This is a genomic window from Polyangiaceae bacterium, from assembly GCA_015075635.1.
Lineage (GTDB): Bacteria > Myxococcota_A > Polyangia > Polyangiales > Polyangiaceae > JADJKB01.
Genome location: JABTUA010000002.1, coordinates 40,029 through 65,209, shown reverse-complemented (window position 1 = coordinate 65,209; position 25,181 = coordinate 40,029). Strand labels below are relative to the sequence as shown.

General features: G+C 70.2%; 18 protein-coding genes and 1 pseudogene. 14 read left to right on the top strand and 5 right to left on the bottom strand.

Annotated features, from left to right (window positions below; translation table 11 throughout):
• Nucleotides 1-28 precede the first annotated feature (28 nt).
• The 8 genes and pseudogenes from HS104_16625 to HS104_16590 all read left to right on the top strand — a co-directional run bounded on the left by HS104_16625 (nt 29) and on the right by HS104_16590 (nt 10,802).
• Entirely contained in the window at nt 29-1,273 is a 1,245-nt protein-coding gene (locus HS104_16625) for a TolC family protein (protein ID MBE7481591.1), read from the top strand.
• Nucleotides 1,270-2,439: an efflux RND transporter periplasmic adaptor subunit gene (locus tag HS104_16620; protein MBE7481590.1), complete on the top strand. Its 1,170-nt coding sequence runs from the start codon at nt 1,270-1,272 to the stop codon at nt 2,437-2,439. The genes HS104_16625 and HS104_16620 overlap by 4 nt, the downstream gene beginning before the upstream one ends.
• 1 nt (nt 2,440) lies before the next feature.
• Entirely contained in the window at nt 2,441-5,542 is a 3,102-nt protein-coding gene (locus HS104_16615) for an efflux RND transporter permease subunit (GenBank protein MBE7481589.1), read from the top strand.
• Between the two features lie 37 nt (nt 5,543-5,579).
• The gene (locus HS104_16610) at nt 5,580-6,077 is read left to right on the top strand and encodes a hypothetical protein (protein ID MBE7481588.1); all 498 of its coding nucleotides are present in this window, start codon (nt 5,580-5,582) and stop codon (nt 6,075-6,077) included.
• Between the two features lie 19 nt (nt 6,078-6,096).
• A pseudogene (gene tgt / locus HS104_16605) lies at nt 6,097-8,072 on the top strand (tRNA guanosine(34) transglycosylase Tgt).
• A gap of 196 nt (nt 8,073-8,268) precedes the next feature.
• Complete coding sequence (locus tag HS104_16600) at nt 8,269-8,586, top strand: J domain-containing protein (GenBank protein MBE7481587.1); 318 nt, start codon at nt 8,269-8,271, stop codon at nt 8,584-8,586.
• A gap of 9 nt (nt 8,587-8,595) precedes the next feature.
• Nucleotides 8,596-9,186 (top strand): serine/threonine protein kinase, encoded by a 591-nt coding sequence (locus HS104_16595; protein ID MBE7481586.1) that lies wholly within the window; start codon nt 8,596-8,598, stop codon nt 9,184-9,186.
• Between the two features lie 134 nt (nt 9,187-9,320).
• The gene (locus HS104_16590) at nt 9,321-10,802 is read left to right on the top strand and encodes a transposase (GenBank protein MBE7481585.1); all 1,482 of its coding nucleotides are present in this window, start codon (nt 9,321-9,323) and stop codon (nt 10,800-10,802) included.
• 322 nt (nt 10,803-11,124) lie between these two features.
• On the opposite strand, the gene HS104_16585 is transcribed toward HS104_16590, so the two are convergent.
• The 3 genes from HS104_16585 to HS104_16575 all read right to left on the bottom strand — a co-directional run bounded on the left by HS104_16585 (nt 11,125) and on the right by HS104_16575 (nt 18,097).
• The gene (locus HS104_16585) at nt 11,125-12,249 is read right to left on the bottom strand and encodes an SUMF1/EgtB/PvdO family nonheme iron enzyme (GenBank protein ID MBE7481584.1); all 1,125 of its coding nucleotides are present in this window, start codon (nt 12,247-12,249) and stop codon (nt 11,125-11,127) included.
• Nucleotides 12,233-17,125, bottom strand: a complete 4,893-nt coding sequence (locus tag HS104_16580) for a hypothetical protein (protein MBE7481583.1) — start codon at nt 17,123-17,125, stop codon at nt 12,233-12,235. The genes HS104_16585 and HS104_16580 overlap by 17 nt, the downstream gene beginning before the upstream one ends.
• Nucleotides 17,126-17,401: 276 nt before the next feature.
• Nucleotides 17,402-18,097: a hypothetical protein gene (locus HS104_16575; protein MBE7481582.1), complete on the bottom strand. Its 696-nt coding sequence runs from the start codon at nt 18,095-18,097 to the stop codon at nt 17,402-17,404.
• Between the two features lie 47 nt (nt 18,098-18,144).
• Between HS104_16575 and HS104_16570 the strand changes: the two genes are divergently transcribed.
• Both HS104_16570 and HS104_16565 read left to right on the top strand, forming a co-directional pair.
• Complete coding sequence (locus HS104_16570; protein MBE7481581.1) at nt 18,145-18,831, top strand: DUF4336 domain-containing protein; 687 nt, start codon at nt 18,145-18,147, stop codon at nt 18,829-18,831.
• A complete protein-coding gene (locus HS104_16565; GenBank protein ID MBE7481580.1) occupies nt 18,813-19,244 on the top strand; it encodes a hypothetical protein in 432 nt (143 codons plus the stop codon). Before HS104_16570 ends, HS104_16565 begins: the two co-directional genes overlap by 19 nt.
• Nucleotides 19,245-19,252: 8 nt before the next feature.
• Here the strand turns inward: HS104_16565 and HS104_16560 are convergent, their stop codons facing one another.
• Nucleotides 19,253-20,446 (bottom strand): hypothetical protein, encoded by a 1,194-nt coding sequence (locus HS104_16560; GenBank protein ID MBE7481579.1) that lies wholly within the window; start codon nt 20,444-20,446, stop codon nt 19,253-19,255.
• A 123-nt stretch (nt 20,447-20,569) separates the two neighbouring features.
• On the opposite strand from HS104_16560, the gene HS104_16555 reads away from it, so the two are divergent.
• From HS104_16555 to HS104_16540, 4 genes are all read left to right on the top strand, one after another.
• Nucleotides 20,570-21,286: an IgGFc-binding protein gene (locus HS104_16555; protein ID MBE7481578.1), complete on the top strand. Its 717-nt coding sequence runs from the start codon at nt 20,570-20,572 to the stop codon at nt 21,284-21,286.
• A gap of 524 nt (nt 21,287-21,810) precedes the next feature.
• Entirely contained in the window at nt 21,811-22,371 is a 561-nt protein-coding gene (locus HS104_16550; protein ID MBE7481577.1) for a DUF559 domain-containing protein, read from the top strand.
• Nucleotides 22,372-22,734: 363 nt separating this feature from the next.
• Nucleotides 22,735-23,343: a transposase gene (locus tag HS104_16545; protein ID MBE7481576.1), complete on the top strand. Its 609-nt coding sequence runs from the start codon at nt 22,735-22,737 to the stop codon at nt 23,341-23,343.
• A gap of 25 nt (nt 23,344-23,368) precedes the next feature.
• Nucleotides 23,369-23,758 carry a hypothetical protein gene (locus HS104_16540; protein MBE7481575.1) on the top strand — a complete coding sequence of 130 codons (390 nt, stop codon included), beginning with the start codon at nt 23,369-23,371 and terminating at the stop codon, nt 23,756-23,758.
• 459 nt (nt 23,759-24,217) lie between these two features.
• Here the strand turns inward: HS104_16540 and HS104_16535 are convergent, their stop codons facing one another.
• Nucleotides 24,218-24,409, bottom strand: a complete 192-nt coding sequence (locus HS104_16535) for a hypothetical protein (GenBank protein ID MBE7481574.1) — start codon at nt 24,407-24,409, stop codon at nt 24,218-24,220.
• Nucleotides 24,410-25,181: the final 772 nt, after the last annotated feature.

Below are 25,181 nucleotides of genomic sequence, written 5' to 3'. Positions count from 1 at the left end.
CGCGGCGTCGGCCAATTGGAGGCTCTTCATGACGGGATTGGGACTTTTGTCCTGGGCCGGCGCGGCTCTGTTGCTGCTCGCCAGCGCGAGCGCCGCCGCCGCTCCAGGAGCTTGCAGAATACTGACGCGCGACAACGTCGCGGAGTGCGCCACTCGGGCGAGCCCTGCGCTGGCCTCGGCTGCTCACGCCGTGAGCGCCGCCGAAGGCCGCGTGACCGCCGCGACGCCCTGGTTGCCCTCGCGGCCGGTGCTCGGCTTGTCGGCCGGGCGCGCGACGCGCACCGGGAGCGGCAGCGCCCTGGCCTGGCGGGCCGAGCTGGCCCAGGAGCTCGAGCTCGGCGGGCAGCGCGGCGCCCGGGGCCAGCTGGCTCGCGCGGAGGCGTCTGCGCACAAGCACGCGGCCTCGGCCGTGTCTCGAGACATCGCCGCCAGCGCCCTGCTCTTCTACTTCGACGCGCTCGCGGCCGACGAGGAGGCCCGCCTCGAGCGCCGCGCCGAACGCGTCGCCGAGCGGGTAGCGCTCGCCGCCCAGGCCCTGGCCGAGCGCGGCGGCGCACCCCGCGTCGATGCCGACGTCGCAGCCGTGAGCGCGGCGCGTGCGACGCAAGCTCGGCTCGACGCCGAGCGGAGGGGCAAACGCGCGCGCACCGAGCTCGGCTCGCTGGTGGGACAGACAGAGGCGCAGGTCTCGGGTCTGCTCGAGCCGCTGCCTCGACCCCCGCGAGGGCAGGGCGATCCGGAGGCGCTGCCGGAGGTCGCCACGCTGCGCGCCGAGCAACGAGCCGAGCGGGCGCGCGCGGAGACGTTCCGCCGCCAGCGCGTGCCCAACGTGAGCGTGTCGCTGTTCGTGGAGCGCGACGGCTACGACGAGCAAGTGCTCGGGGGCGGTGTGCAGATCCCGCTGCCGGTGGCGCGGACCTACTCCGGAGAGATCCGCGAAGCGGAGGCGCTGGCGCTTCGGGCCTCGAGTCGGGCGCACGAGCGCACGCGCGAGGCGCGGCTGCGCTGGGCGACCGCAGCCCTGGAGTACGACGCGCGGGCGAAGGCGCTGGCGGCGTTCTCGCCGGAGCGCGTGGCGCGAGCGGAACGCAGCCTGGAGGACATGGCCACCGAGATCGAGCAGCAGCGGCTCGCCGCGCGGGACGCGCTGGTCGCGCAGCAGGCGCTGCTCGACTACCTCAGGTCCCACGTCGCGGCCAGACACGCCGTGTGCCGCGCTTCCGTCGAGCTTCTGCGCGCCTCCGGGCTGCCCGTGCGCGGAGGTGCTCGGTGAACCGGACCTGGATTCCGCTCGCGTGCGCGTTGTGCTTCGGCTGCTCCAAGCCCGCGCCCCACGACGAGCACGAGCGCCACGGCGAGCCGGGGGCCTCGGCTTCGTCACACGAAGGGCCGCACGGGGAGATCCCCAAGCAGGTGTCGCTCGCCAAGGAGGTGATCGCCGCCGCGCAGATCCGCAGCGAGCCGGCTCGCCGCGGGCGCATCGACGCGGGCGTCTCCCTGCCCGGGGAGGTCGTCGCCGATCCCGACAAGAGCGCGCGCATCGCCTCGCCGGTCGCCGGTCGCATCGAACGCGTGGAGTTTCGCGAGGGCGAGGTCGTCAAGAAGGGACAGCTTCTGGCGACGGTGCGCGTGCCGGAGATCGGGCGCCTCCGCGCAGGTCAGGCCGTGGCCACCGCCAAGAGCAAGGCGGCGCGTGCCAACGCCAAGCGCCTGCGGGCGCTCGTGGACAAGGGGCTCGCGTCCGAGCAACAGGCGCTGGACGCGGAGAGCGAGGCCGATGCGCTGGACGCGGAGGCGGCGGGGCTGCGCTCGCAGATCGGGGCGATGGGCGGCGGCGGGGCCTCCAGCGTGACGCTGCGGGCGTCCGTCGGCGGCACCGTGCTGTTCCGCGACGCCGTCGTGGGTCAGCCGCTCAGCGCGGAGCACACCATCGGCAGCATCGCCGATCTGTCCGAGGTCTGGTTCGTCGGCCGCGTGTTCGAGAAGGACCTGGGCAAGCTGCGCGTCGGAGCCAAGGCCGACGTGGAGCTCAATGCGTACGGCAAGCGGACCTTCTCCGGAAGCGTGGAATACATCGGGCAGCAGGTCGATCCGGTGGCGCGCACGTTGACCGCGCGCATCCGCCTGAAGAACCCGGACTCTGCGCTGCGCATCGGGCTGTTCGGCAGCGCTCGGGTCTCGGCCGAGGGCGGCGAGAGTGGCGGCGACGTGCTCGCGGTGCCCCACTCCGCGCTCACCGAGGTGGCCGGAAAGCCCGTGGTCTTCGTGCGCCACGGCGAGGGCGAGTTCGAGGTCCACGAGGTCGTGCTGGGTCGGGTGGGCGTCGGCAGCACCGAGATCGTCTCCGGTCTGCGCGAGGGCGAGCAGGTCGTCGTGGACGGGGTCTTCTCGGTGAAGAGTGCGCTCTTGCGCAGCACCTTCGCCGAAGAGGAACACTGAGATGAGCCTGCTCTCCCTCGTCGTCAGCTGGTCCTTGAAGAATCGCGCGGCGGTGATCGTCGCCACCGTGCTGTTGATCGTGGCCGGCCTGTGGTCGCTTCGGACCCTGCCCATCGACGCGGTGCCCGACGTGACGACCAAGCAGGTGCAGGTCATCACCTCGGCGCCCGCCCTCTCTCCCGTCGAGATCGAGCAGTACGTCACCACGCCGGTGGAGCGGGCAATGGCCGGCATCCCGCGCACGGCGGAGGTCCGCTCCACCTCGAAGTACGGCATCTCCGTGGTCACCGTGGTGTTCGACGACGACGTGGACGTGTACTTCGCGCGCCAGCTGGTCTCGGAGCGGATGCCGGAAGCCGCCGAGGCCGTCCCCGCGCAGTACGGGCGCCCGGAGATGGGCCCCATCTCCTCGGGCCTCGGCGAGATCTACCAGTTCACGGTCACCAACGAGCAGATGTCCCTGATGCAGCTCGAGGAGCTGCTCGACTGGCACATCGCTCCGGTCCTGCGCACGGTGCCGGGGGTCGTGGAGCTGAACAGCTTCGGCGGCGAGGACAAGCAGTACCAGGTGGTGCTGGATCCCAAGCGGCTGCAGGCGGCCGGCGTGTCCATCGCCGAGGTGGTGGCCGCGCTGGAGAAGTCCAACGCGAACGCCGGCGGCGGCTACATCGAGCACGCCCGCGAGCATTTCGTGATCGGGACGAACGGGCTGGTGAGGAGCCTCGACGATCTGCGCGGGGTCGTGATCGGGGCCACGCCGCAGGGGGTGCCCATCACTGTCGCCACCGTCGGCGACGTCCAGTTCGGGCCACGCCTGCGCCGTGGCGCCGCGTCCAAGGACGGCAAGGGCGAGGTGGTCGTCGGCGTCACCATGATGCTGATGGGCGAGAACTCCGGGCAGGTGACCGAGGCGGTGAAGAAGAAGCTCGCCGAGCTCGGTCCGTCGCTGCCGGCGGGCACGCAGGTGGAGGCCTTCTACGACCGCTCGACCCTGGTGGACCGCACCATCCGCACCGTGAGCGTGAACCTGGTCGAGGGGGCGGCGCTCGTCGTGCTCGTGCTGTTCCTCCTGCTCGGGGATCTCCGCGCGGGAGTCGTCGTCGCGACCACGATCCCGCTCTCGCTCTTGTTCGCGGTGATCGTGATGCGCGCCACGGGGCTCTCCGGCAACTTGATGAGCCTCGGGGCCATCGACTTCGGCCTGATCGTGGACGGGGCGGTGATCATCGTGGAGAACGCGGTGCGGCGGCTGAGCATGGCCCAGGGCGGGCTGGGCCGAACGCTGACGCCCGACGAACGGCTGGACGTGGTGCGCGACTCCGCGCTCGAGGTCCGCTCCGCGAGCGTGTTCGGCGAGCTGATCATCGCCGTCGTCTACCTGCCCATCCTGGCCTTGACCGGCATCGAGGGGAAGCTGTTCCGGCCGATGGCGACCACGGTGCTCCTGGCGCTCGCGGGTGCGTTCGTGCTCTCGCTCACGCTGGTGCCGGTGCTGACCAGCCTCCTGGTTCGCCCGCGGGCGGAGCACCGGGAGACCTGGCTGCTGCGCGCCGCGCAGCGGCTGTTCGTGCCCTTGCTGGGCGTGAGCTTGCGTCACCGCTTCTCGGTCGTCGGCGGTACGCTGCTGTTGCTCGCCCTGGGGGCGGTGGGGTTTTCGCGCCTGGGCGCGGAGTTCGTGCCGAAGCTCGACGAAGGCGACGTGCTGGTCGAGGCGCGCCGGTTGCCGGGCGTGGCGCTCTCCGAGTCCGTGGCGACCGACAAGCGGCTGCAGCAGGCCATCCTCACCGTGCCGGAGGTGTCCCACGTCGTGAGCAAGACCGGCGCGCCGGAGCTCGCGGTCGATCCCATGGGCATCGAGCAGACCGACGTGTACATCGCGCTCAAACCGCAGTCCGAGTGGCGCCCCGGGCTCGAGAAGGCGGATCTGGCCGAGCAGATCTCGCGCGCCATCGAGGTGGCAGTGCCGGACGTCGCGGGCTCCATCTCCCAGCCCATCGAGATGCGCACCAACGAGCTGGTGGCGGGGATCCGCTCGGATGCCGCGCTGCTCGTCTACGGCCACGACCTGGGCGAGCTGGCGCGCCTCGGCGAGGAGGCGGCTCGGCTCATCCGAGGCATCCCCGGCGCGGTGGACGTGCGGGTGGAGCAGGTCGCGGGACTGCGCTACCTCCGAGTCGTCCCCGACCGCAACAAGCTGGCGCGCTACGGCCTCACCATCGAGGACGTGAACCAGGCCACCGAGACCATCGCCGTCGGGCACCAGACCGGTCACGTGCTCGAAGGCGACCGGCGTTTCGGCATCGTGGTCAAGACTCGCCACGGCTTCCAAGGTGATCTGGCGCCGCTCCGGGCGCTGCCGCTGAAGTCGGTCAGCGGCCAGATCGTGCCGCTGGGCGACGTGGCGGAGCTCGAGTTCTCGACCGGCCCGGCGCAGATCAGCCGCGAAGCCCAGTCGCGCAGGCTGACCGTCGAGTTCAACGTGCGCGGTCGCGACCTGTCGTCGGTGGTGAAGGAGGCCCAGCACACGGTTTCGACGAAGCTCGGGAACCCCACCGGCTACCGCCTCGCGTGGGGCGGACAGTTTCGCCACTACGACGAGGCCAAGCTGCGCCTCTCGGTGGTGGTCCCGCTCGCGCTCGGCTTCATCCTGTTCCTCTTGTGGCTGGCTTTCCGCTCGGCGCGGGCCGCGGCCCTGATCTTCCTCGGGGTTCCGTTCGCCGTGGTCGGGGGCATCGGCGCGCTCTGGCTGCGCTCGATCCCGTTCTCGATCTCGGCGGGCGTTGGCTTCGTCGCCCTTTTCGGCGTCGCGGTGCTGAACGGTCTGGTGCTGGTGGCGTTCGCGCGCCAGGAGCAGGAGCGCGGCGCGAGCGCGGAGGTGGCCATCGAGGCCGCGGCGCGCATGCGCCTCCGGCCCGTGCTCACCACGGCGCTGGTGGCGGCGTTCGGCTTCCTGCCCATGGCGCTCTCCCGCGCGCCCGGCGCCGAGGTGCAGCGCCCGCTGGCCACCGTCGTCATCGGCGGGCTCGTCACCGCAACCGCGCTCACGCTGCTGGTCTTGCCGGTGCTCTACGCCTGGTGGGGTCAGCTCGGCAAGCGGAGCTAGTCTCCCGAGCCCGGTTTGGGGTAAACCCCGCGCGCTCATGAAAGCTCCCCTCGCCGCGTGTCTCGTTTTGGTGCTGGCCGGCTGCAGTGCGAGCTCGGCCCCGCCTCCAGCCGGGCCGGGGCCGGGGAAGGTGTGCACGGAGATGGGCTGCAAGAGCGGCCTCGACGTCGAGCTGGTGCGCCCCACCGGCTGGCCGCCGGGCAGCTACCGCATCACCCTCAGGATCGACGACAAGTCGGCGAGCTGCGAGGGCAAGCTCCCGCTCGAGCCGTGTGAGCGCGGGCCGACGTTTCGTTGCAGCGACGCGACGCTCAGCATCGCCGAGAGCGGCTGCGCGCTGCCGCCGGACCAGCACGCCATCGGCGGCCTGAGCTCGACCGTCACCGATGCGTCGAAGGCGTCCCTCGTCATCGAGCACCAGGGCGCGCTTCAGGCGACCGCGCAGCTCACCCCCGCGTTCCAGACCGTGCAGCCCAACGGGCCGGGGTGCGAGCCGGTGTGCCAGAGCGCTTCGCTCCGGCTCACGCTGCGCTGAGCCCGCTCACCTGAGGTCCATGCCGCTGCCTTTCTCCGTGATCGCGACCGACCCTGGGTCGCGCGCACGTCGCGGCTACCTCGACACCGCCCACGGTCGCGTGGAGACCCCGGTGTTCATGACGGTGGGCACCCGCGCCACCGTCACGGGCCTCGATCCGGCCGACCTGGCGGCGGTGGGGGCGGAGGTGCTCCTCGGCAACACCTACCATCTGATGCTGCGCCCCGGGCCCGAGCTATTTCGCCGTGTGGGCGGCATTCACCGCTTCATGGGCTGGTCGGGGCCGGTGCTCACCGACTCCGGCGGCTATCAGATCTTCTCGCTGCCGGGCGATCGCACGATCAGCGAGCGCGGCGCGCGCTTTCGGAGCTACGTCGACCGGCGCCAGCACCTGCTGTCGCCGGAGCGCTCGATCGAGGTCCAGACCGCCATCGGCGCCGACATCATGATGGTGCTCGACGAGTGCATCGACTCGAGCTCCGACGCGAGCGCCACGCGGGCTGCGATGGAGCGGACCCATCGCTGGGCGCTCCGCAGCCTGGCGGCGCGCACCAATCCCGCGCAGGCCCTCTTCGCCATCGTGCAGGGAGGCGTGGTTCCGGAGCTGCGCCGGGAGTCGGCCGCCTTCCTGACGGAGCAACCCTTCGACGGCTTCGCCATCGGCGGGCTCGCGGTGGGCGACCGCCGCTCGGAGCGTGAAGACATGACGGCGCTGTCGGCCGAGCTCTTGCCGGCGGATCGACCGCGCTACCTGATGGGAGTGGGGACGCCCCCCGATCTGCTTCAAGCCATGCTGGCGGGCGTGGACATGTTCGACTGCGTCCTGCCGACGCACCTGGGCTGGCAGGGCACTGCGTTCACCTCGACCGGGCGCGTGAAGCTCACCCGCGCGGCCCACGCGCACGCGGACCGCTCGCTCGACGAAGCCTGTGCGTGTGCGACCTGCCGCGGCTTTTCCCGCGCTTATCTGCACCACCTCTTCAAGTGCGGCGAGCCGCTCGGCCCGCGCCTGCTCTCGATGCACAACCTGCACCACTACCTGGCGCTGATGGTGGAGGCGCGGGCCGCCATCGAGCGCGGTGTGTACGCCGCCTACGCGAAGGTCAAGCTCGAGGCGATCGATCGCCACGAGCACAGCGACCGGCGAATCGGGGAGGAGGCGCCGGCGTGAGCGGGGAGGCCTTCGGCTGCGAGGTGGTGGTCACGCGGAGCGGCGCGCGGGCGATGCGCGACCGCGCGACCGGCGAGCTGATGCACCCGGTGGTGGGTCCGCGGGTGGAGGCCGAGCGGCTCTACGTGAAACCGTCGCGGCTCGAGGCGCGGCTCGGCGAAAGCAACGCGGAGCCGCTGGTGCTCCTCGACGTGGGCCTGGGCGCGGGCTCGAACGCCGCCCTTGCCTGGCAGGTCTCCGAGGCGCTGCCTCGGACGGCACGGCGCCTCGAGCTCGTGAGCTTCGAGCGCGATCTCTCGGCGCTCGAGCTGGCTCAGCGCCCTGAGCACGCCGCAGCGTTCGGCCTCGAAGGCGGCGCGGGCGCGGCGGTCCGACGGCTACTCGCCGAGGGACGCCACGAGAGCGCGCGCGGCGTCTGGCGGCTCTGTCTGGGGGAGCTGCCGGGCCAGTTCGGCCAGCTCACGCCGGGCTCTGCCGACATCGTGTTCTGGGACCCCTTCTCGCCAAGAGCGAACCCCGAGCTCTGGACGCTGGCCGCGTTCACGGCGCTCGTTCCGTTCTGCCGCCAAGGGGCGACGCTCCACACCTACAGCGCAGCGACCGCGACGCGTTCGGCGCTGCTCCTCGCGGGTTTTTCCGTGGGTAGCGGCCCGGTCACGGGCGCGGGCAAGCGGACCACCGAGGCGGCGCTCGGGGTGGGGCACCTCGCGCGGCCGCTCGAGCGGAGCTTCCTCGGGCGCCTCACGCGTTCTTCGGCGCCATTTCCACCGGACGCCCCGGCGGACGCGCTGGAGCGCATTGCCGCGCTCCCGCAGTTCGCCTGACGTGCGAGGTCGATCCGCCGTGTCGTCGCTCTTCGCGCCTGCCTGCTCCATCACGAGGACGAAGCGCGGCCGCTTCTTCTGGGCCGCCTGGTGGAGCGCCCCGCCGGTGCAGGTGCCGTTCCGCAAACCGGATGCGGAGGGCGGGGCGGCGGCCACCCGCGAGGAGGCGCTGGCCGCGGCGGAGAAGAAGGCCGGCATGCGACTCGCCGAGATCGATGCGCTCTGGGCCAAGGCGTGGATGCGCATCCTGCGGGGGCAACATCCCTGGCCGAGCAAAGCGAGCCGCGAGCCGCGAGCGGCGAGGCGCGAGAAGCCGACCGACGCTCAGGTCTCGATCTGGGCGGTGCTCGGCGTCTCCCCGAGCGTCACGGACGAGGAGCTCAGGACCGCTTATCGGAAGAAGGCGCTCGAGACCCATCCCGATCGCGGGGGCGACGCAGCGGCGTTCCGCCGCGTGGTCGCGGCCTACGCGGAGGCGCGCCGGCGGCGGAAAGGCAGCCGGAAAAAACGCTAGACTCGGCCCGTGGCCTTCGAGATCCGCGCCGGCGCCGTCCTCGCGGGCAAGCTCTGCCTGCTCTACCCGCTCGGGCAGGGCGGCATGGGCGTGGTCTGGGCCGCGCGCCACGAGGGGCTCGACACCGAGGTCGCGGTGAAGCTGATCCGTCCCGAGCGGGTGGCGGCCGATCCGGCGCTGATCGCGCGCTTCGAGCTGGAAGCGCGGGCCACGGCACGCATCGCGCACCCCAACGTGGTGCAGGTGATGGACTTCGGCACTCTCGACGGCACGGTGCCGTACATCGTGATGGAGCTCCTCGAGGGCTTCTCGCTGGCGGAGTTGCTCGAGAGCGGCGGCCGGCTCAGCTTCGCGACCACCGTGCTCCTGGTGCAGCAGGTGGGCGGTGCCCTGGCCAGCGCCCACGAGCGCGGCGTCGTCCACCGCGACATCAAACCGCACAACGTGTTCATCGTGCAGAAGCGCCCGGACGACCCGCTCCTGGTGAAGGTGCTGGATTTCGGCATCGCCAAGCTGGTCGGTGACTCGCAGGTGCCGGGCGCCAGTCACTCCCTCACCGAGACCGGCACCATCGTGGGCTCCCCGCCCTACATGAGCTGAGCGAGCGAAACAGCGGGGTTTTGGGTTCACCTGGCTGGCACGCCGCTCGCTGAGGCGGCAGTGGCGTGGGCCACCCTGCACATGCGCTCGCACAGCCCGAGCGCTCGCGCTTCCGCCACCGGCCGGAGAGGACCGTGCTCTACCAGACGGTGGCGGAGCACTGGCCGGCGTTCCTCGAGCGCGCGGAGGAGCACGGCGGACTGCCGCGCTTCGTGGTGAAGGAGTTCGAGGAGTACCTTCGCTGCGGGCGTCTCGAGCACGGGTGTCTGCATCTGGTCTGTCGCGAGTGCGGCTACTCCGAGCTCGTCGCCTTCTCCTGCAAACAGCGCGGATTCTGCCCCTCCTGCCTCGGTCGGCGGATGGCGGACACCGCCGTCCACTTGGAGCAGAGCGTCCTGCCGCGCGTGCCCATTCGCCATTGGATCTGCTCACTGCCCTGGGGACTGCGAGCCTTGCTCGGCTACGACCGGAAGCTCTGCGCCGAGGTGGTGAGCGCGTTCATGGCAGAGGTGGACCGCTCACTGCGCTGGCGAGCGAAGCGCCAGCTCGGGCTAGCGAGCGTCGCAGACGCGCACACGGGCGGCGTGGCCGCGGTGCAGAGGACGGACAGCGCGCTGCGCCTGAACGTCCACTTCCACTCGCTGGTGCTCGACGGCGTTTACGTTCACGAGAACGACGACCCGCGCTCGCCGCTCGAGTTTCGCGAGCTCGACACGCCCACGCGAACCGACATCGCCGAGGTGGCCGCGCGCACCGCCGCTCGCGTCGAGAAGCTCCTCCGAGCGCACGGCAAGAGCCTCGACCCCGAGCTCGTCGAGGACACGCCACCAGAGCTCGCCCTCGACGAGCCTGGCCTGGCCGCCTGCTACGCCGCCGCCGCGCAGGGCCTCTCCGTGAGCGGCGACCGCGCTGGCCAGCCGCCGCTTCGCCTCATCGCCTCGCCCGACCCACCCGCGCGCCCCCGCGCCGTCGATGCGACCGACCAGCCCATCGCAGAGGTGCGCGGTATCAACATCCACGCCGTGCAGGTCGTGGACGGGCGGGACCGCCGTCGCGTGGAGCGGCTCTGCAAGTACATCACGCGCCCCCCCGTCGCGCAGGACCGCCTCGAGCGCCGCGCGGACGGCAAGCTCGAGCTGACGTTCAAGAAGGTGTGGCGCGACGGCACGCGAGCGCTCGTGTTCGAGCCAGCTGACCTCATCCCGCGGCTCGTCGCTGCTGTGCCCCCGCCGCGATTCCACTTGCTCCGGTACTTCGGCGTACTCTCGAGCCACTCCTCGCGCCGGCGTCTCGTCGTGCCCACGCCCGCGCTCGACGACGCGACCGCGAACAAGCCCCCGCCTGCTCGCGGCGATCAGCTCGAGCTGATCGGCGACACGGACGACGCGCCCGCACCCCGAAAGCGGTGGGCCTGGCTCCTCGCTCACGTCTTCGCCGCCGACGTGGAGACCTGCCCGCGCTGCTCGGGGCCCATGCGCTGGGCCGAGGTCGCCAACACCCGCGCCCAGATCACCCGCCTGCTCGCGGAGCATGGCCTCGGCCCGAGGGCCCCGCCTGCGACCCGTGTCGGCGTTAGCGTGCCCGAGCAGTTGATGTTGGGGTTCGGGAAGGAGTGAGACGTCGGTGAGCGCCTCGCCGAAGGCGGAGCTGTGCCCTGCGCAGCCGGCGACGCGGAGAATCTCTGCCGAGCTGCGTCGGACGCCCGCCGCGCGAGGGTTCGCGGGCAGCACTCGACCCGAGCTCCGCCGCCGCGTATCTTGGACTCGGTGGGTTTTGACAGATGGAAACTCCTACGCGCCACGGGTCGGCATCCGCGCCGGCGTCGAGCACGCAGGGCGCGCCGCCGCTCCCGGACGCCTTTTCCTCGCCGTCGCTGCACGCGCCCGTCACGAACGTGAGCGCCGCGACTGGCCAAGGCACCCGGCTCGCCATCGGGAGTCACCGCTTCGACGCGACGGGGTACGCGCAGCGAAAGCCCTGGTTGAAAATGTCGTGAGAGGCGTGATCTTGGCTCACCCGGTCGCGGAACTGAGCGCGGTAGAACACTTCCTTCGCGGAGCTGGAGCCAGCATCCAGGCCGCGCGACCCGTGCCCGTCGTCATCCCACATGTTCTTCCCGGTGGAACATCCGACGCACGGGTTCTTGCAGGGCGCCACGCATGCGGAGTAGGCATCATCAAACCACAGGTCGGCCACCCACTCACTCGCGTTGCCTCCGAGGTCGAATAGCCCGTCGGGGTTCGATTTCTTCGTGCCGACGCGGTCGGCGAGGCGAAATTCGCCTCCGGGCGATGGAACGCCGCACGCGAACAGCACTTCCTCCGCGCACGTCGGCAGCGTCATCCCGCTCGGGTAGGGTCGCGGCTTGTCCCCGAGACCCGCGGCGGCTCGCTCCCACTCTGCCTCTGTGGGCAGTCGACCACCAGCCCACTTGCAGTATTCGCCGCCGTTCTTGGCGCTGCCGCCAAGGAAGGGACGATCGAGCTGCTCGGGCGTCTCGTGCTCGGCACGATCCCACGTCTTGGAGGTGCCGGCCAGGTTCTGGAGCGTGCAGATTCCCGCGTCAAGGCAGGCGATGTAGCGGCGGTTCGTGACCTCGTAGCGATCCATGTGGATCGGCGAGACAAACACCTGATGGATCGGACTCGCGACATACGCGTATTCATGCGCATGGGGATCCGTCAGTCCCATCCCCATCCAGAACCAACCCCCCTTCAGGCACACGCGGTCGGTGAACGGCAGCCCCGGCTTCGGTGGCGGCTCCGCACAATCGCAGGCGTCGTCTTGGTCGGCGGCGCCGTCGCAGTCGTTGTCGTCACCGTCGCAGACGTCGATGGCGCCTGGATGGACGTCCTTGTTCGCGTCGTCGCAATCGTCGCCGCCGCAAGCCGCCGCGCGGTGGCCGTCGCCGTCCCCGTCGCACGGATCGGCATCCGGGCCGGCGTCGAGCACGCAGGGCGCGCCACCGCTCCCGGACGCCTTTTCCTCGCCGTCGCTGCACGCGCCTGCAAAGAGCAGGAATGCGCCGGCCGCGAGCCGGCCGACATCAGTAGTTGATCGCATGGGTGTAACGCACGTCCGCGAACAGCTTGGTCGGCGCGCGCCCTCCGAGCGAGGCCACAGGGATCTCGATGTCGAGATCTCCGATCAGAGAGAGCCCTTCCAGGTACGCCCTGCCCACCGAGCTCGGCTCCAGGTTGCTCAGCTTGCAGAGGTCGAGCTGGCCGCCGAGCGGGCTGTTCACGCCCAGGCCGTTGCACGCGAAGGCGTCCCGCTGGTAGGTCGAGGTGTCGCGCAGGAGCTGGAACAGCAGGTCCCCCGGGCTCGACGGGATGGCGTGTGCGACGTCGAAGCTCACGAACACCGGGCTCGGCTGGCCCCCGCCCTGCGGCGTGTTCTGCCCGATCCAGTACACGTCCAGGTTGGTTTCGGGGCGCCGGATGCGGATCGGAATGGCGGCGGGCGTGGGGTCGTTCGTCTCCATGAACAAGGTCACGTCGAAGAGCTTCTGCTTCCGGTGGCTGGCGCGGTAGTCGCGGTGCGCCTTCGCCAGGGTGACCTCCAGCGTCAGCGAGTACGCCGGCTGGCCCTGCGCGTCGGTGCCGAGGGTCCAGTTGCTCAGCGGGATGGTGGTGTCCTGGAGATCGAGCACGTTGACCGCGCTCTGGAGCCCGGCGGTGTAGGCCTCGAGGTAGCCCACCCGCTGATGGAAGCAGTCCAGCGTCTTCAGGTTCACGTCGAGTGAGCTCGCGTCCAGCGTGTTGGCCTGGCAGATCGGATCGTTCTTGATGAAAGCGTTCTCGTTCGCCGCGAGCACGCTGTTCCCCGTCGCCGGGTCGAGGGGCACGGCGTCCCGCTCCACCCCGCGGCGGAGCAGGAAGAAGTACTCCCCCGCATGATCAACGCGCGTGGCCGCCGCGAGCAGGGCAAGATCCGCGATCTGGTATTGCACCTCGGCCGACGGATAGGTTCCTGAGCCGATTCCCTGCACGGTGGCGAGGCTCGCCTGGAGCTGCGCCTTTCTCCGGCCCGCCTCGAGGATCTTCTGCGCCTCGAGCCGGCGCTCGGCCATCGCCTGACCCAACTTCGCGGCGGCTCGGTAGGCGTCCATGGCCTGCGCCAGCACCGCAGCGTCGAGGAGCACCTCTCCCAGCGACTGCTTGGCGGAGGCCTCGCTCTTGAGGCCCACTTCCGTGAGCCATGCCTGGATCAACGGGTCGAGCTGGTCTGCGAGCTCGGCGAGCGTCGCGTTCCCGCCCTGCTCGGCCCAGTCCTTGTCCAGCTCGGCGTCGTACTGCTGGCTGAACGTCACCTTGCCCTTGTTCGCCTTGGACACGTCTCCGGGCTTCGCGTTGACCTGGCTGTCTTGCTGCTTCGCGCTCGCCTCCTTCCCGTTGGTCCAGCCTGACTTCAGTACCCCGAGCGCGAACGCGCCTGCCGCGGGGCCTCCGAACCCGAAGGCCGCCGCGAGCCCGACGCCCATAGCGAGCTCTCCAGCATCGACCAGCCCGGACCCCTTGCTGGTCTTCACCAGCACCTTCATGCCCTGGAGCTGCTTGATGGTCAGCGCAATCTGATCGAGCTCGAGCGCAGCGTCGTGGACGCGCTGGTCCGCGAGCGCTAGGCCCAGGGTGAGTGTGCCGTTGGAATCCGTGGCATCGTTCAGGAACTGGATCTCGTTGTTGAGCTTGGTGGTCGCCTCGTTGACGCTGTTGTACTTCCCGCTGAGGATCGCCCCGTACTCGATCCAGAACTGACGCTGTTCTTTCGCCTGCGTCATCTCCGCTTTCACCAGCGTCACCAGATCCAGCTTCGCCAGCGGCTCCGAGGTCTGCATCGAGGCTGGCGGCACGTAGTTGAACGGGTAACCGTAGATGTTCTCGCGGCGCACGATGCGGTCGAGCTTGAACTGTAGCTCCTGCTCCAGCGCACAGAGCAGCTTCAGCCGATCGTTCGCCGCCTGGCCCGGATCGTCCGGGCAGACGTCGCACGGCGGGCTGTTGCAGAGCGGCACCTCGTTGTAGCGGGTGTAGGCGATGGTGGAGAGGTAGCGCGCCGCTGCCCCGAGCTCGAGGCCCCGCTTGAAGTAGGTGTTGGCGCGACCTCCCCGGCGCCGGAGCTCGAGCGGGTGGAGCTTGTGCAGCGCGTATGCCCAGGAGACCTTCGTCCACGGCCGCACCTGAGACGCTTCGGGAAGCGCTGGCACCCCGAGCGGAATCTTGGTGCCCACGGCCCCCTCCGGCGCGTCGCACTCCACGCCCCCCTCTCCACCGACCTTCGATGGGCAAACGGTGACGCCGGTGCCGGGATCGGTGTCCAAGCCGCTCGCGGTGACCAGGACCATGCTGGGATAGCCGGCCGGGCACTCCCAGGCCGCCGGGATGGTCCGCCACGGCGGGGCGATCCACTTGGGGTAGGCCCACAGGGTCCGACAGCGATCGTCGGGGCATACGAACTGCCCGAACGTCACGTCCGAACGCGTACAGTGATCGTCGATCGGCGGTCGGGAGCAGACGTAGGGCACGGTCGGGTGCCAGCCCGCGCAGCGCTTCTCCGCGCCCATCCCGCCGAACCCGGGGCTGCCGGCCTTCCCGTTCCCGAACGAGTCCGCGCCCAGGGTGGAGACCGCGGGCTCGGCGCACACATCGACGATCGTCGGCTGGACCTTGATGGGCCCGTCCAGGACCTGCACTGCGCCCGTACCGCCCTTCATGATGAAGGTCGGGCGGCCGCCTGGCGGGGGCCGAACCAGCGTGACCCGCACTGGACGCAGCGGAGCCTCCAGGGTCGTCGCGGTCGCAGCGTCCGTGCGCGTGTCTCCCGCCAGCTTGCGCGCGGCCGCGCGAACGCTGTCTCGGACGAGGAAGCGCGTGACGCGATCGACGAAGACCCACCTCAGCGAGGGGCAGTGCTCCTCGCAACCCGTCAGCGACGGGTTGGCACCGACGAGCTGGGTCCGCACCCAGCGCACGAGCTTGGCCCACTTCCAATACGCCTTGGCAAACGGGCTCTGCTTCGCCTTCTTCGCTCCGCCCGGGTCGTCCTTCCATGCGGCCGCGGCCATGATCTCGTCACCGAAGAGCACGTCGTCAGCGCTCTCGTCCGGCTCCGCCGGCAGCGGCGCGGGCTGCTCCGGCAAGGTCAGGCTCGGCCCGAAGAGCGACGGCGGCAGCACGAGCTTCGTCGAGGGCGCCCACACAGGTGTGGTTGCCACTCCCTGAACGGTCGGAACTCCGGGCGACCCCTGACCGACCGCGAGCTGGAGGTACTTGCCCTGCGTGACGTCCAGGAACGCCTTCGCGGGTGCGGTCGCCCCAGCGGCGGGTTGGACCAGCGGGTTCAACAAGTCGAGCTCCGGGTCGGGGCCCGGGCCGGGCTTGGGGACGACCTCCTTGATGGCGTCGATCAGCTTCTGAGCGTTCGGGACATCGATGAAGCTCACGGGACCGTAGGCCGCCAGGCTACCGCCGTCGTCGCAAACGCTCACGTTGGGATCCCCCCGGCAGAGATCGGCGTCGCAGTCTTCGGGCGCCCCAGCAGGCCCGTCGTCGGCTTGCCCGTTCAGGCACCGCTCATCCAACCAGTGAGCCTTGGCGGGATCGCTCAGAGTGTCCTCCGGGAAGTAGTTGCAGATCCCCGGCCGCGTGACGGCGGAGATGCGCACCACGCCGCCACGGCCTCCGGGGCCTGCTTGACCGCCCCGCTGCCCCTTCGCCAGCGCTGAAATGCCGCACGTCACCGCACAGTCGGCGCCTGGCGTCTCCGGGGCGTAGTTCACGCTGCACTGGGTCTGAGTGCATTGCTCCGCGTGGCAGACGCATTCGTCGCCTGCGTGGGGCGGCGCCCCCGGGTTGCACGGGAAGCTGTGCGGATCGCAGCCGAACGGATGGACGTGACAGTTCGGGTCGTATTGCACCGGCGGACTGCCACACTCGATGTCCTTCGGATGATCGAGGCCAACGCCGCCCTTGCCGCCAGGTTGCCCGAACGAGCGAGCGTTGACCGCAGTGGCGCGGAGCGTCAGCCCGAACCAGCTTCCGCCGTCGAGACCGGCGAGGCCGCGCGGCTCGCGCCCCTTCCAGCACGCTTCTCGATCCTGCGCCTCCGCGCATGGATCGACACCAGACCAGTCGTAGTCCGGCGCGACTTGCCGCGCGACGTCGAGCTGCCACTGCAGGTCGGAAAGCGGGTCGTTGGGAACGCTGCCGTTCGGGTCCACGTAGTACCAGGGGTTCGCGGGTCCCGGCTCGGCGCCGGGGATCGTCGCGGTCGCCGAGTCGTCGATGTTCTTGGATTCGCCGGGTGAGCCAATCAGGTCCGCAAAGATCGGGTAGCTCTGGCCGATTCCGAAGGTCGGAGCGGCGTCCTGCCGCGCCGACAGGTCGATGGTCGCGTCGCCCGAGAAGTGCAAGCTCTCGCTCATGGTGACCAGCGACATCCCCCCGGTCGCGTTCTCGCCGCGCACGATGATGGTCCGCGCCACGAGCACCAACGCGATGGCGCTGCGGTTCTGAACGTGGTCGCGGTGCAGGGAGACGCAGCGAGCACTCTTGAAGTTGTCCGGGTCGCCGCCGTTGCAGTCGACGTCGACGTTCCAGTCTTTGTCGACGTCCACGGCCGCGTCGGGCTTGGTTGGATCGGGGAGCAGCGCGAAGCCCTTGTAGATGTACACGGGTTGGTCCGAGAAGACCCGCACGACTCGCGCGGCACGACGGTTCGCATGCGCGCTGGCGGAGATCCGTTCTCGCACCGTGAGCCAGTCGAGCAGCGTGTCACCCGCGTGGAGGATGCCGCTCTTCACGTCGGTATCGAGCGCGTCGAGGCCGACGATTCGCTCATCCGACGTCAGCGGGAAGCCGGTTCGCTCTTGGAAGTCGAACGCCGTCGGCTTGCTCGAGAGATCCGCGTGCCCCCGGGACGCCATCAGAAGCAGACCCACTACCGAGAGCAAAATGCGAAGTGCGTGCGTGCGTGCGTGCGTGCGTGCGTGCGTGCGTGCGAACCTCATGCCACCCATCTGTCCCTCCGCGCCGCTACAGGCTCGGGCATGATCGCCGATCGACCGCGCGGTGTCCGGGACGAAACGCCGGCAGCCCGAACTTTCGTGGGCGAGTATGCGCGGGGGTGGGATGTGCTCCGCCATTCATTGCGTTGTCGGCTGAAGCGCGCTCGCCCTGGAGCCCGGGCAGTCGGCGCCCTCCTCCGTTCGGGCTGTTCAGCCGCCGCCGGCGGCGCTCGCGTCACCAGGTACCGCGCCTGCGTCCGCGGCCTCCGCTGCTGGCGGCGGGGCTTCCGCCGCGCGCTTCACCGGTAGCCGATCGGTCAAGATGATCTTCTTCTGGAACTCCGGCGTGCCCGGGTTCCCGCCGTGACACGACTTGCAGCGGAGCGGCTTGTCGTCGGCGGCTTGCAGGTCCTCGACCAGGTGCGTCGCCATCCACTCGGCGGCCCAGCGCGAGTTCCGCGGCTGCCCCAGGATCTTGGCGGTGCCCTTGCCGTCCACCATGTGGCAGTCGTTGCACCAGAGCTCCCCACCCTGCTTCTTCTCGAGCGCGGGGATGAGCTCGCGGGCCATCCAGTTGGCCACGTGCTTCCGGTGCGTCATCTTCGCGTAGTCGGTCTCGTCATGGCAGTACGAGCACTCGACGCCGAGGAAGTGCTTCACGCCGCCCATGATGGTGAAGACCTCGCGGTCGCAGCGCGCCTTGGCTGCCACTCCGGTGTACTGCTTCTTGAGCGGCGCCGGCGGCGGCTTGCCGGGGACCTGGGCGCAGTCGTAGCCCAGGTTGGCTCGCCGCGGCGGCGGGGTCGCACCCTCGGAGGGCGGCTCGGCCGGCAGCGGGGCGCCACCGCAGGCGGCGACCACGACTACGACGAAGCTCGCCCAGATCGAGGCCTGTCCCATGCGCATGCGAGGGCACGATACACCGGTCCGAGCATTGGGTACCATTCCGTCCCGTGCCCGACGCCCTCGTCCCGTTCGCCGAAGAGCTCTGGACCGTCGCGCGGCCGCAGCGCTTCTGGGGCGTCGAGACCGGCACGCGCACCACGGTCATCCGCCTGTCGAGCGGCGGCCTGTTCGTGCACTGCCCCGTAGCGCTCGATCCCGCGCTGCTCCGCGAGGTGGACGCGCTCGGGCCGGTGGTCGGCGTGGTGGCGCCCAGCCTGTTCCATCACTTGTACGTCGGCCAGTGGCTCGACGCCTACCCCGAGGCCGAGGTCTGGGCTTGCCCCGGGCTCGAGCGCAAGCGCTCGGATCTGGCCTGGACCGGCGTGCTCGGCGACGCCCCCGCCGACGTCTGGAAGGCCGACGTGGAGCAGGCCGCGTTCACGGCACGCTTCGAGAACGAGGTGGTGTTCTTCCACCCGAAGAGCCGCACGTTGGTGTGCGCGGACGCGCTCCTGAATCTCTCGCGTCATCCCTCGCGGATGACTCGGGTCGCAGCCTTCCTGATGGCGAATACCGGCCCCGGCAAGGGCTACCTGGAGCGCATCGCCGTGAGAGACTACCGGCTCGGGCGCCGTCAGGTGGACCGCATCGCGGAGTGGGACATCGACAAGATCACGCTGGCGCATGGCGCGCAGGTCGAGCGCGACGGACGCCGCGTGCTGCTGGAGGCCTACTCGTGGCTGCCAGGTTCCTGATCCTCTGCCTCGCCCTGCTCGGCTGCACGCGGGAGCCCGCGCCGGCATCGAAGCGGGAGCCGTCCGTGTCCGACGCGACGGCCAGCTCGAGCTCCGAATGCGAGAAGCTGTTCGAGCCCCCCGCCGGCGCCACCCTGCTCTGCGATCAGCACGATCTGGCCACCGACGCGGAGATCCACTGGCGCTCGTTCGCGCTCGGCGAAGCGCGCTCGGCGCTCGAGAAGCGCTACCGCGAGCTCGCGGGCCGCTGCGGGGCGGAGGTGACCTCGGGGCCCAACGAGCTCGGCATCGGCAAGGGACCGTTCCGCCTCTCGATTCACGACGCCGAGCCCAAGGGCTACCCGGGTTGCGAGAAGGCACCGTCGAGCGAGCACCGCACGGTGGTGTTGATCTCGAGTATGTTCCGGCGCTGAGCGGCGGGTCACTTCCCGAGCGCCGCGCCCAGGCAGGCAACCAGCACGTTCGATCCTGGTGCCGGCGTCTCGTCTCCGGCGAAGCGCACCAGCTGGCGGTGGGTGTCGGGGCAGCTCGCGACCAGCGCGGGATTGCCCAGACCACGGTCGGGCTCGACGTAACACCAGCCCGTGCCCTGGGGCTTCGGGTCGTTCTGGCACGAGGCCATGTCGGTCGCGACGCCGATCTCGCACAGGCAGAAGGCGTCGCAGGCGAGCTGGCCCGCCGAATCTGGGCCGCACTGCGCCGACGCGCGGAGCTCGCGGCGCGCCGCGCTCGCCACCGTGGCACTGACGGGGTGGCGGTTCTTCAGAGCGTCGCAGCTGCACGCGGAGGCAGGCAGCGCCTCGACGACGGCACACTGCACGGCGCCGTCGTCGGCGATGGATAGCGGCCTGGGCAGGCACTGCGTGACCAGCTTGTCGCGCAAGCTCTCGACGATGGACTCGACCGCGGGGTTGTAGCCGAAGCTCGGAGCAGCGCTGTCGCCGCTCGACAGCTTGGGGCAGATGGACGCGACGATGGCGCTGTCACCCACGCCCCTCAGCACCTCGAGCTGCCGGGTCCCGGGATAGGCCTTGGCAAAGTGCTGGGTGGTCCCGTATTGGCCCGTGGCCGGATCCTGGCACAGCGGGTTCTTGCTCGGATCGCCGGTCGTCACCTCCGTGCAGTCGCAGTCCGCGCTCGTGGTCGTGCAGTCTCGGGGCTTCGCCAGCGGGTAGATGCAAGCGTACTGCAGGTCCTCGCCGCCGGTGTTCCACTCGTGGCCGTTCACCGGATGCGTGCCAGGGCCGTCCGGGCCGACCAGCGGCACTCCGGTCGCGGGGTGGCTTCCGCTGCGCGGCAAGACGGACTCACGCATCAACGGATCGGCGGCGGGAGCCCCCGCGGAGGGCAAGAGCCACGACCAGCGGTCCTGTTCGCTCAGCTCGCGCGCGGACAGGTAGCGGATGGTGCTCGCGTCGCTCTGGCTCTCGCTGCTGGCCACGTCGTGCCAGGGCACGCCCAGAATGCCCGCCAGGAGCACCTGAGAGGGAGACCGCGCGCGCACGCCGCTCGGGGCCGAGAACAGCGGGTTTTGCACCTCCTCGCCGCGGCGGTTTCGCACCTTCGGCTGGGTGAGCCCGTCCACGTAGCGCTGCACCGGGTACAGGAAGTCCACGCCGAAGCGTCGCTTCTGCTCCCAGCAACGCAGGTTGCGGCTGTCGCTCGCTGTGTCGAAGACCGGAGACTGGCAGCCGGGGTCTTCGGCGATGGCGGCGCAGCCGGCGCCACCTGCATCAACGTGCCCGCGGACAAGGAGGCCTGCGACACCGCGCAGCAGCAGCTCCTGCCCGTGAAGCAGCTCGGCAGCGAATACGTCGCCGTGCGCCACAAGCCGCGCCGCCAGGGCTTCGATCCGGTGGACGAGGTCGTCCCCTGGCGCATCGTCGGCGCGGTGGACGGCACCACGCTGAGCTACACCCCCGCCGCCCCCGCCGGCGCGCCCACCACCTTGAAGCAAGGCGAGGTCGTCGAGTTCTGGAGCAAGGAGGCCTTCACGGTGAAGAGCCAGGACTCGAGCCACCCGTTCTACGTCGGCGCCTACATGACCGGCGGCAACGACTTCCTGGGCGAAGGCGATCCGGAGTGGGTCAACGTCGTCCCGGTCGGGCAGTATCTCGACTCTTACGTGTTCTTCACCGACCCGACCTACCCTGAGACCTCCCTGGTGGTCGTGCGCCAGAAGGATCAGTCCGGCGCGTTCCAGGACGTGGAGCTCGAGTGCCTGGGCACGCTCGGCGACTGGAAGCCCCTGGGCGACTACGAGTACACGCACACGACGCTGGTCACCGGCGCCTTCCAGGGCCAGGGCAACTGCTCGAACGGCCGCCAGTCGATGCAGAGCAAGGCGCCCTTCACCGCCACCGTCTGGGGCTGGGGCTCGGTGACCTTCGGCCCGAGCGACGTGTACACCGCGTACGTGTCGTACGCGCACCCAGCGGGATGGGGACGAAGCTGATCAATACGGTCGAGATCCCGGTGGTGAAGTAGGTGCCCCCACTCGCGGCGCTGCGCGCCGCGGTCTCCCCTTACGCGGCAGCGCGCGCCGGCTCACGTCTTGCCAAGACCACCGGCGCCCTGCCGATGGCGCGCGCTGCGCGCGTGGGGAGACGCGCCGCCTGAGACTGGCGCATCACTGTGACTCGAGGGCAGGCGACGCCCGAGCTCGTGTCCGCTCGCTTCGATGACGGCGTCGTGAGCTTCCGCGCCGCTGGCTCCTGCCGGCACCGCGGCCGGCTCTGCCCAGGTGGCGCACGAGTCGCGCCAGCCGCTGTGGCTTCACGCCGCGTTTTCCCGAGGTCGCCGCGCCGAGGCGCATCGCGAGGACCGAGGCGGCTGTCACGCCTCCTGCGCCGTGGGTGGGCAAAGCCCGCCGCGGTGCCGGACAGGAGGCGCCATGTCTTGGAAGACCACCACCTCGCAAGTCATCGAAGCTCGGGCGCGCGCCATGCGCTTTGCGCAGACGCCCACGGAGGAGGCGCTGTGGCGGGAGCTGCGTGGCGGGAAGCTGGCGCGGTCGTCCGACGTCAGTACGTCGTCGGCCGGTACATCGCGGACTTCGCCGTGCCCTCCGTGCGCGTCGTGATTGAGGTCGATGGCGCGTACCACGCCAGCCGGCGTGCGGCCGATGCGCGCCGGGACCGGGAGCTTGGTCGCCGCGGGTGGCGGGTGTTGCGGCTGCCGGCGGAGCTCGCTGCCCGGGACCTCGGGAAGCGGTCGCGCGCGTGCGCGCGGTGCTCGGCAGCGATGGGTGACGGTGGCACCCCGCCGGGTGTCACGAAGCGCGTCGATCGCCACCTGAGTTCGCCACTTCGCCACCTTGTGAGCGAGCGAAACAGCGGGTTTTGGGTTCACCTGGCTGGCACGCCGCTCGCTGAGGCGGCAGTGGCGTGGGCCACCCTGCACATGCGCTCGCACAGCCCGAGCGCTCGCGCTTCCGCCACCGGCCGGAGAGGACCGTGCTCTACCAGACGGTGGCGGAGCACTGGCCGGCGTTCCTCGAGCGCGCGGAGGAGCACGGCGGACTGCCGCGCTTCGTGGTGAAGGAGTTCGAGGAGTACCTTCGCTGCGGGCGTCTCGAGCACGGGTGTCTGCATCTGGTCTGTCGCGAGTGCGGCTACCCGAGCTCGTCGCCTTCCCTGCAAACAGCGCGGATTCTGCCCCTCCTGCCTCGGTCGGCGGATGGCGGACACCGCCGTCCACTTGGAGCAGAGCGTCCTGCCGCGCGTGCCCATTCGCCATTGGATCTGCTCACCGCCCTGGGGACTGCGAGCCTTGCTCGGCTACGACCGGAAGCTCTGCGCCGAGGTGGTGAGCGCGTTCATGGCAGAGGTGGACCGCTCACTGCGCTGGCGAGCGAAGCGCCAGCTCAGGCTAGCGAGCGTCGCAGACGCGCACACGGGCGGCGTGGCCGCGGTGCAGAGGACGGACAGCGCGCTGCGCCTGAACGTCCACTTCCACTCGCTGGTGCTCGACGGCGTTTACGTTCACGAGAACGACGACCCGCGCTCGCCGCTCGAGTTTCGCGAGCTCGACACGCCCACGCGAACCGACATCGCCGAGGTGGCTGCGCGCACCGCCGCTCGCGTCGAGAAGCTCCTCCGAGCGCACGGCAAGAGCCTCGACCCCGAGCTCGTCGAGGACACGCCACCAGAGCTCGCCCTCGACGAGCCTGGCCTGGCCGCCTGCTACGCCGCCGCCGCGCAGGGCCTCTCCGTGAGCGGCGACCGCGCTGGCCAGCCGCCGCTTCGCCTCATCGCCTCGCCCGACCCACCCGCGCGCCCCCGCGCCGTCGATGCGACCGACCAGCCCATCGCAGAGGTGCGCGGTATCAACATCCACGCCGTGCAGGTCGTGGACGGGCGGGACCGCCGTCGCGTGGAGCGGCTCTGCAAGTACATCACGCGCCCCCGTCGCGCAGGACCGCCTCGAGCGCCGCGCGGACGGCAAGCTCGAGCTGACGTTCAAGAAGGTGTGGCGCGACGGCACGCGAGCGCTCGTGTTCGAGCCAGCTGACCTCATCCCGCGGCTCGTCGCTGCTGTGCCCCCGCCGCGATTCCACTTGCTCCGGTACTGGCGTACTCTCGAGCCCTCCGCGCCGGCGTCTCGTCGTGCCCACGCCCGCGCTCGACGACGCGACCGCGAACAAGCCCCGCCTGCTCGCGGCGATCAGCTCGAGCTGATCGGCGACACGGACGACGCGCCCGCACCCCGAAAGCGGTGGGCCTGGCTCCTCGCTCACGTCTTCGCCGCCGACGTGGAGACCTGCCCGCGCTGCTCGGGGCCCATGCGCTGGGCCGAGGTCGCCAACACCCGCGCCCAGATCACCCGCCTGCTCGCGGAGCATGGCCTCGGCCCGAGGGCCCCGCCTGCGACCCGTGTCGGCGTTAGCGTGCCCGAGCAGTTGATGTTGGGGTTCGGGAAGGAGTGAGACGTCGGTGAGCGCCTCGCCGAAGGCGGAGCTGTGCCCTGCGCAGCCGGCGACGCGGAGAATCTCTGCCGAGCTGCGTCGGACGCCCGCCGCGCGAGGGTTCGCGGGCAGCACTCGACCCGAGCTCCGCCGCCGCGTATCTTGGACTCGGTGGGTTTTGACAGATGGAAACTCCTACGCGCTGCGCCCCGCAATCCGAATCCCATAACCAATAACCCGTAACCAAAACCCCGTTCCCTTTGCCTTTGCCCATTATGCACATTTCCCATTTATTATTACCAAACTCGCTTGACAATGGTATATTGAATATGCGTAGCAGGGGGTGAGAATGGCAAACTTGACATTTTCACAAAAACCTGATGAAATGCGCTATCTGCCTTTAAGTAGGGGCAGGTATGGGTCCCGACCAATCGGGATATATCCGGATAAGCCGGACAGCCGCCGAAAAGCGGTTTACCTTCACAATGACAGACAGGTTTCAAAAAACACGGAGGCAATCGTGACGAACAAGTACCAGACGACGATGAGCGCAAAAGCGCTTTGGGCCGTCGCATTCGGCTTGGTCGCCTGGGCTTGCTCTGGCGACGATCCGGCGGATGCGACGAAACCGGACGGGAGCGGCGGCATTGCCGGCACTTCCGTTGGCGGCACGGGCGGAAGCTCGGCAAGCGGCGGCACAGGGGGCGCGCAATGCACCCTGTCCAATGGCTGTGAAGCAGGCGTGGGCGGAAGTCCGAGCGGCGGGGGAAGCGGAGGCATTGCCGGCCAAGCCGGCACAAGCGCAACGGGCGGTATTGCCGGGTCGGATTCCGGCACCGGCGGCGAGCCCCCGGACGGGGGAGGTTCAGGTGGCATGTCCGGGTCGGGCGGAAGCTCGGCAACAGGAGGTACCTCTGGTTCCGGCGGCATCGCGGGACAAGATGGTGGCAGCGGTACTGGCGGCTCAGCCTGCCAAGCGCCCGGCGCTTCTTGCGGAGGTGGATTGACCTGCTGCGCACCTGCCAGTTGCATGGCTGGCGTCTGCATTGGCAGCGGCACTGGCGGAACGTCGGGTACGGGCGGAACCGGTGGTACGGGTTCGGGTGTGTGGACGCTTTGCACAAACTGCTCGAACAGCGGGAACTGCGCGGCGAACATCAGCGATCCCGAGTCGTTCTTCAACAACAAGCCCTGCAGCATTCAGGACATCCAGAGCTGCGGCTACTGCAGCCAGCAGGTGCCCGGAACGCTTTCGTGTAACGGGACTGTCTGGACGTGGACGACCACCGGTACGCCCGGCGCTCCCTGCATAAACCAGGATGGCGGTACGGGCGGCTCGTCAGGCACCGGCGGAACGTCAGGAACGGGCGGAAGCTCGGGCTCCGGCGGGACCGGCGGCAGCAGTACGGGCGGAACGTCCGGATCCGGCGGAAACACCGGAGGC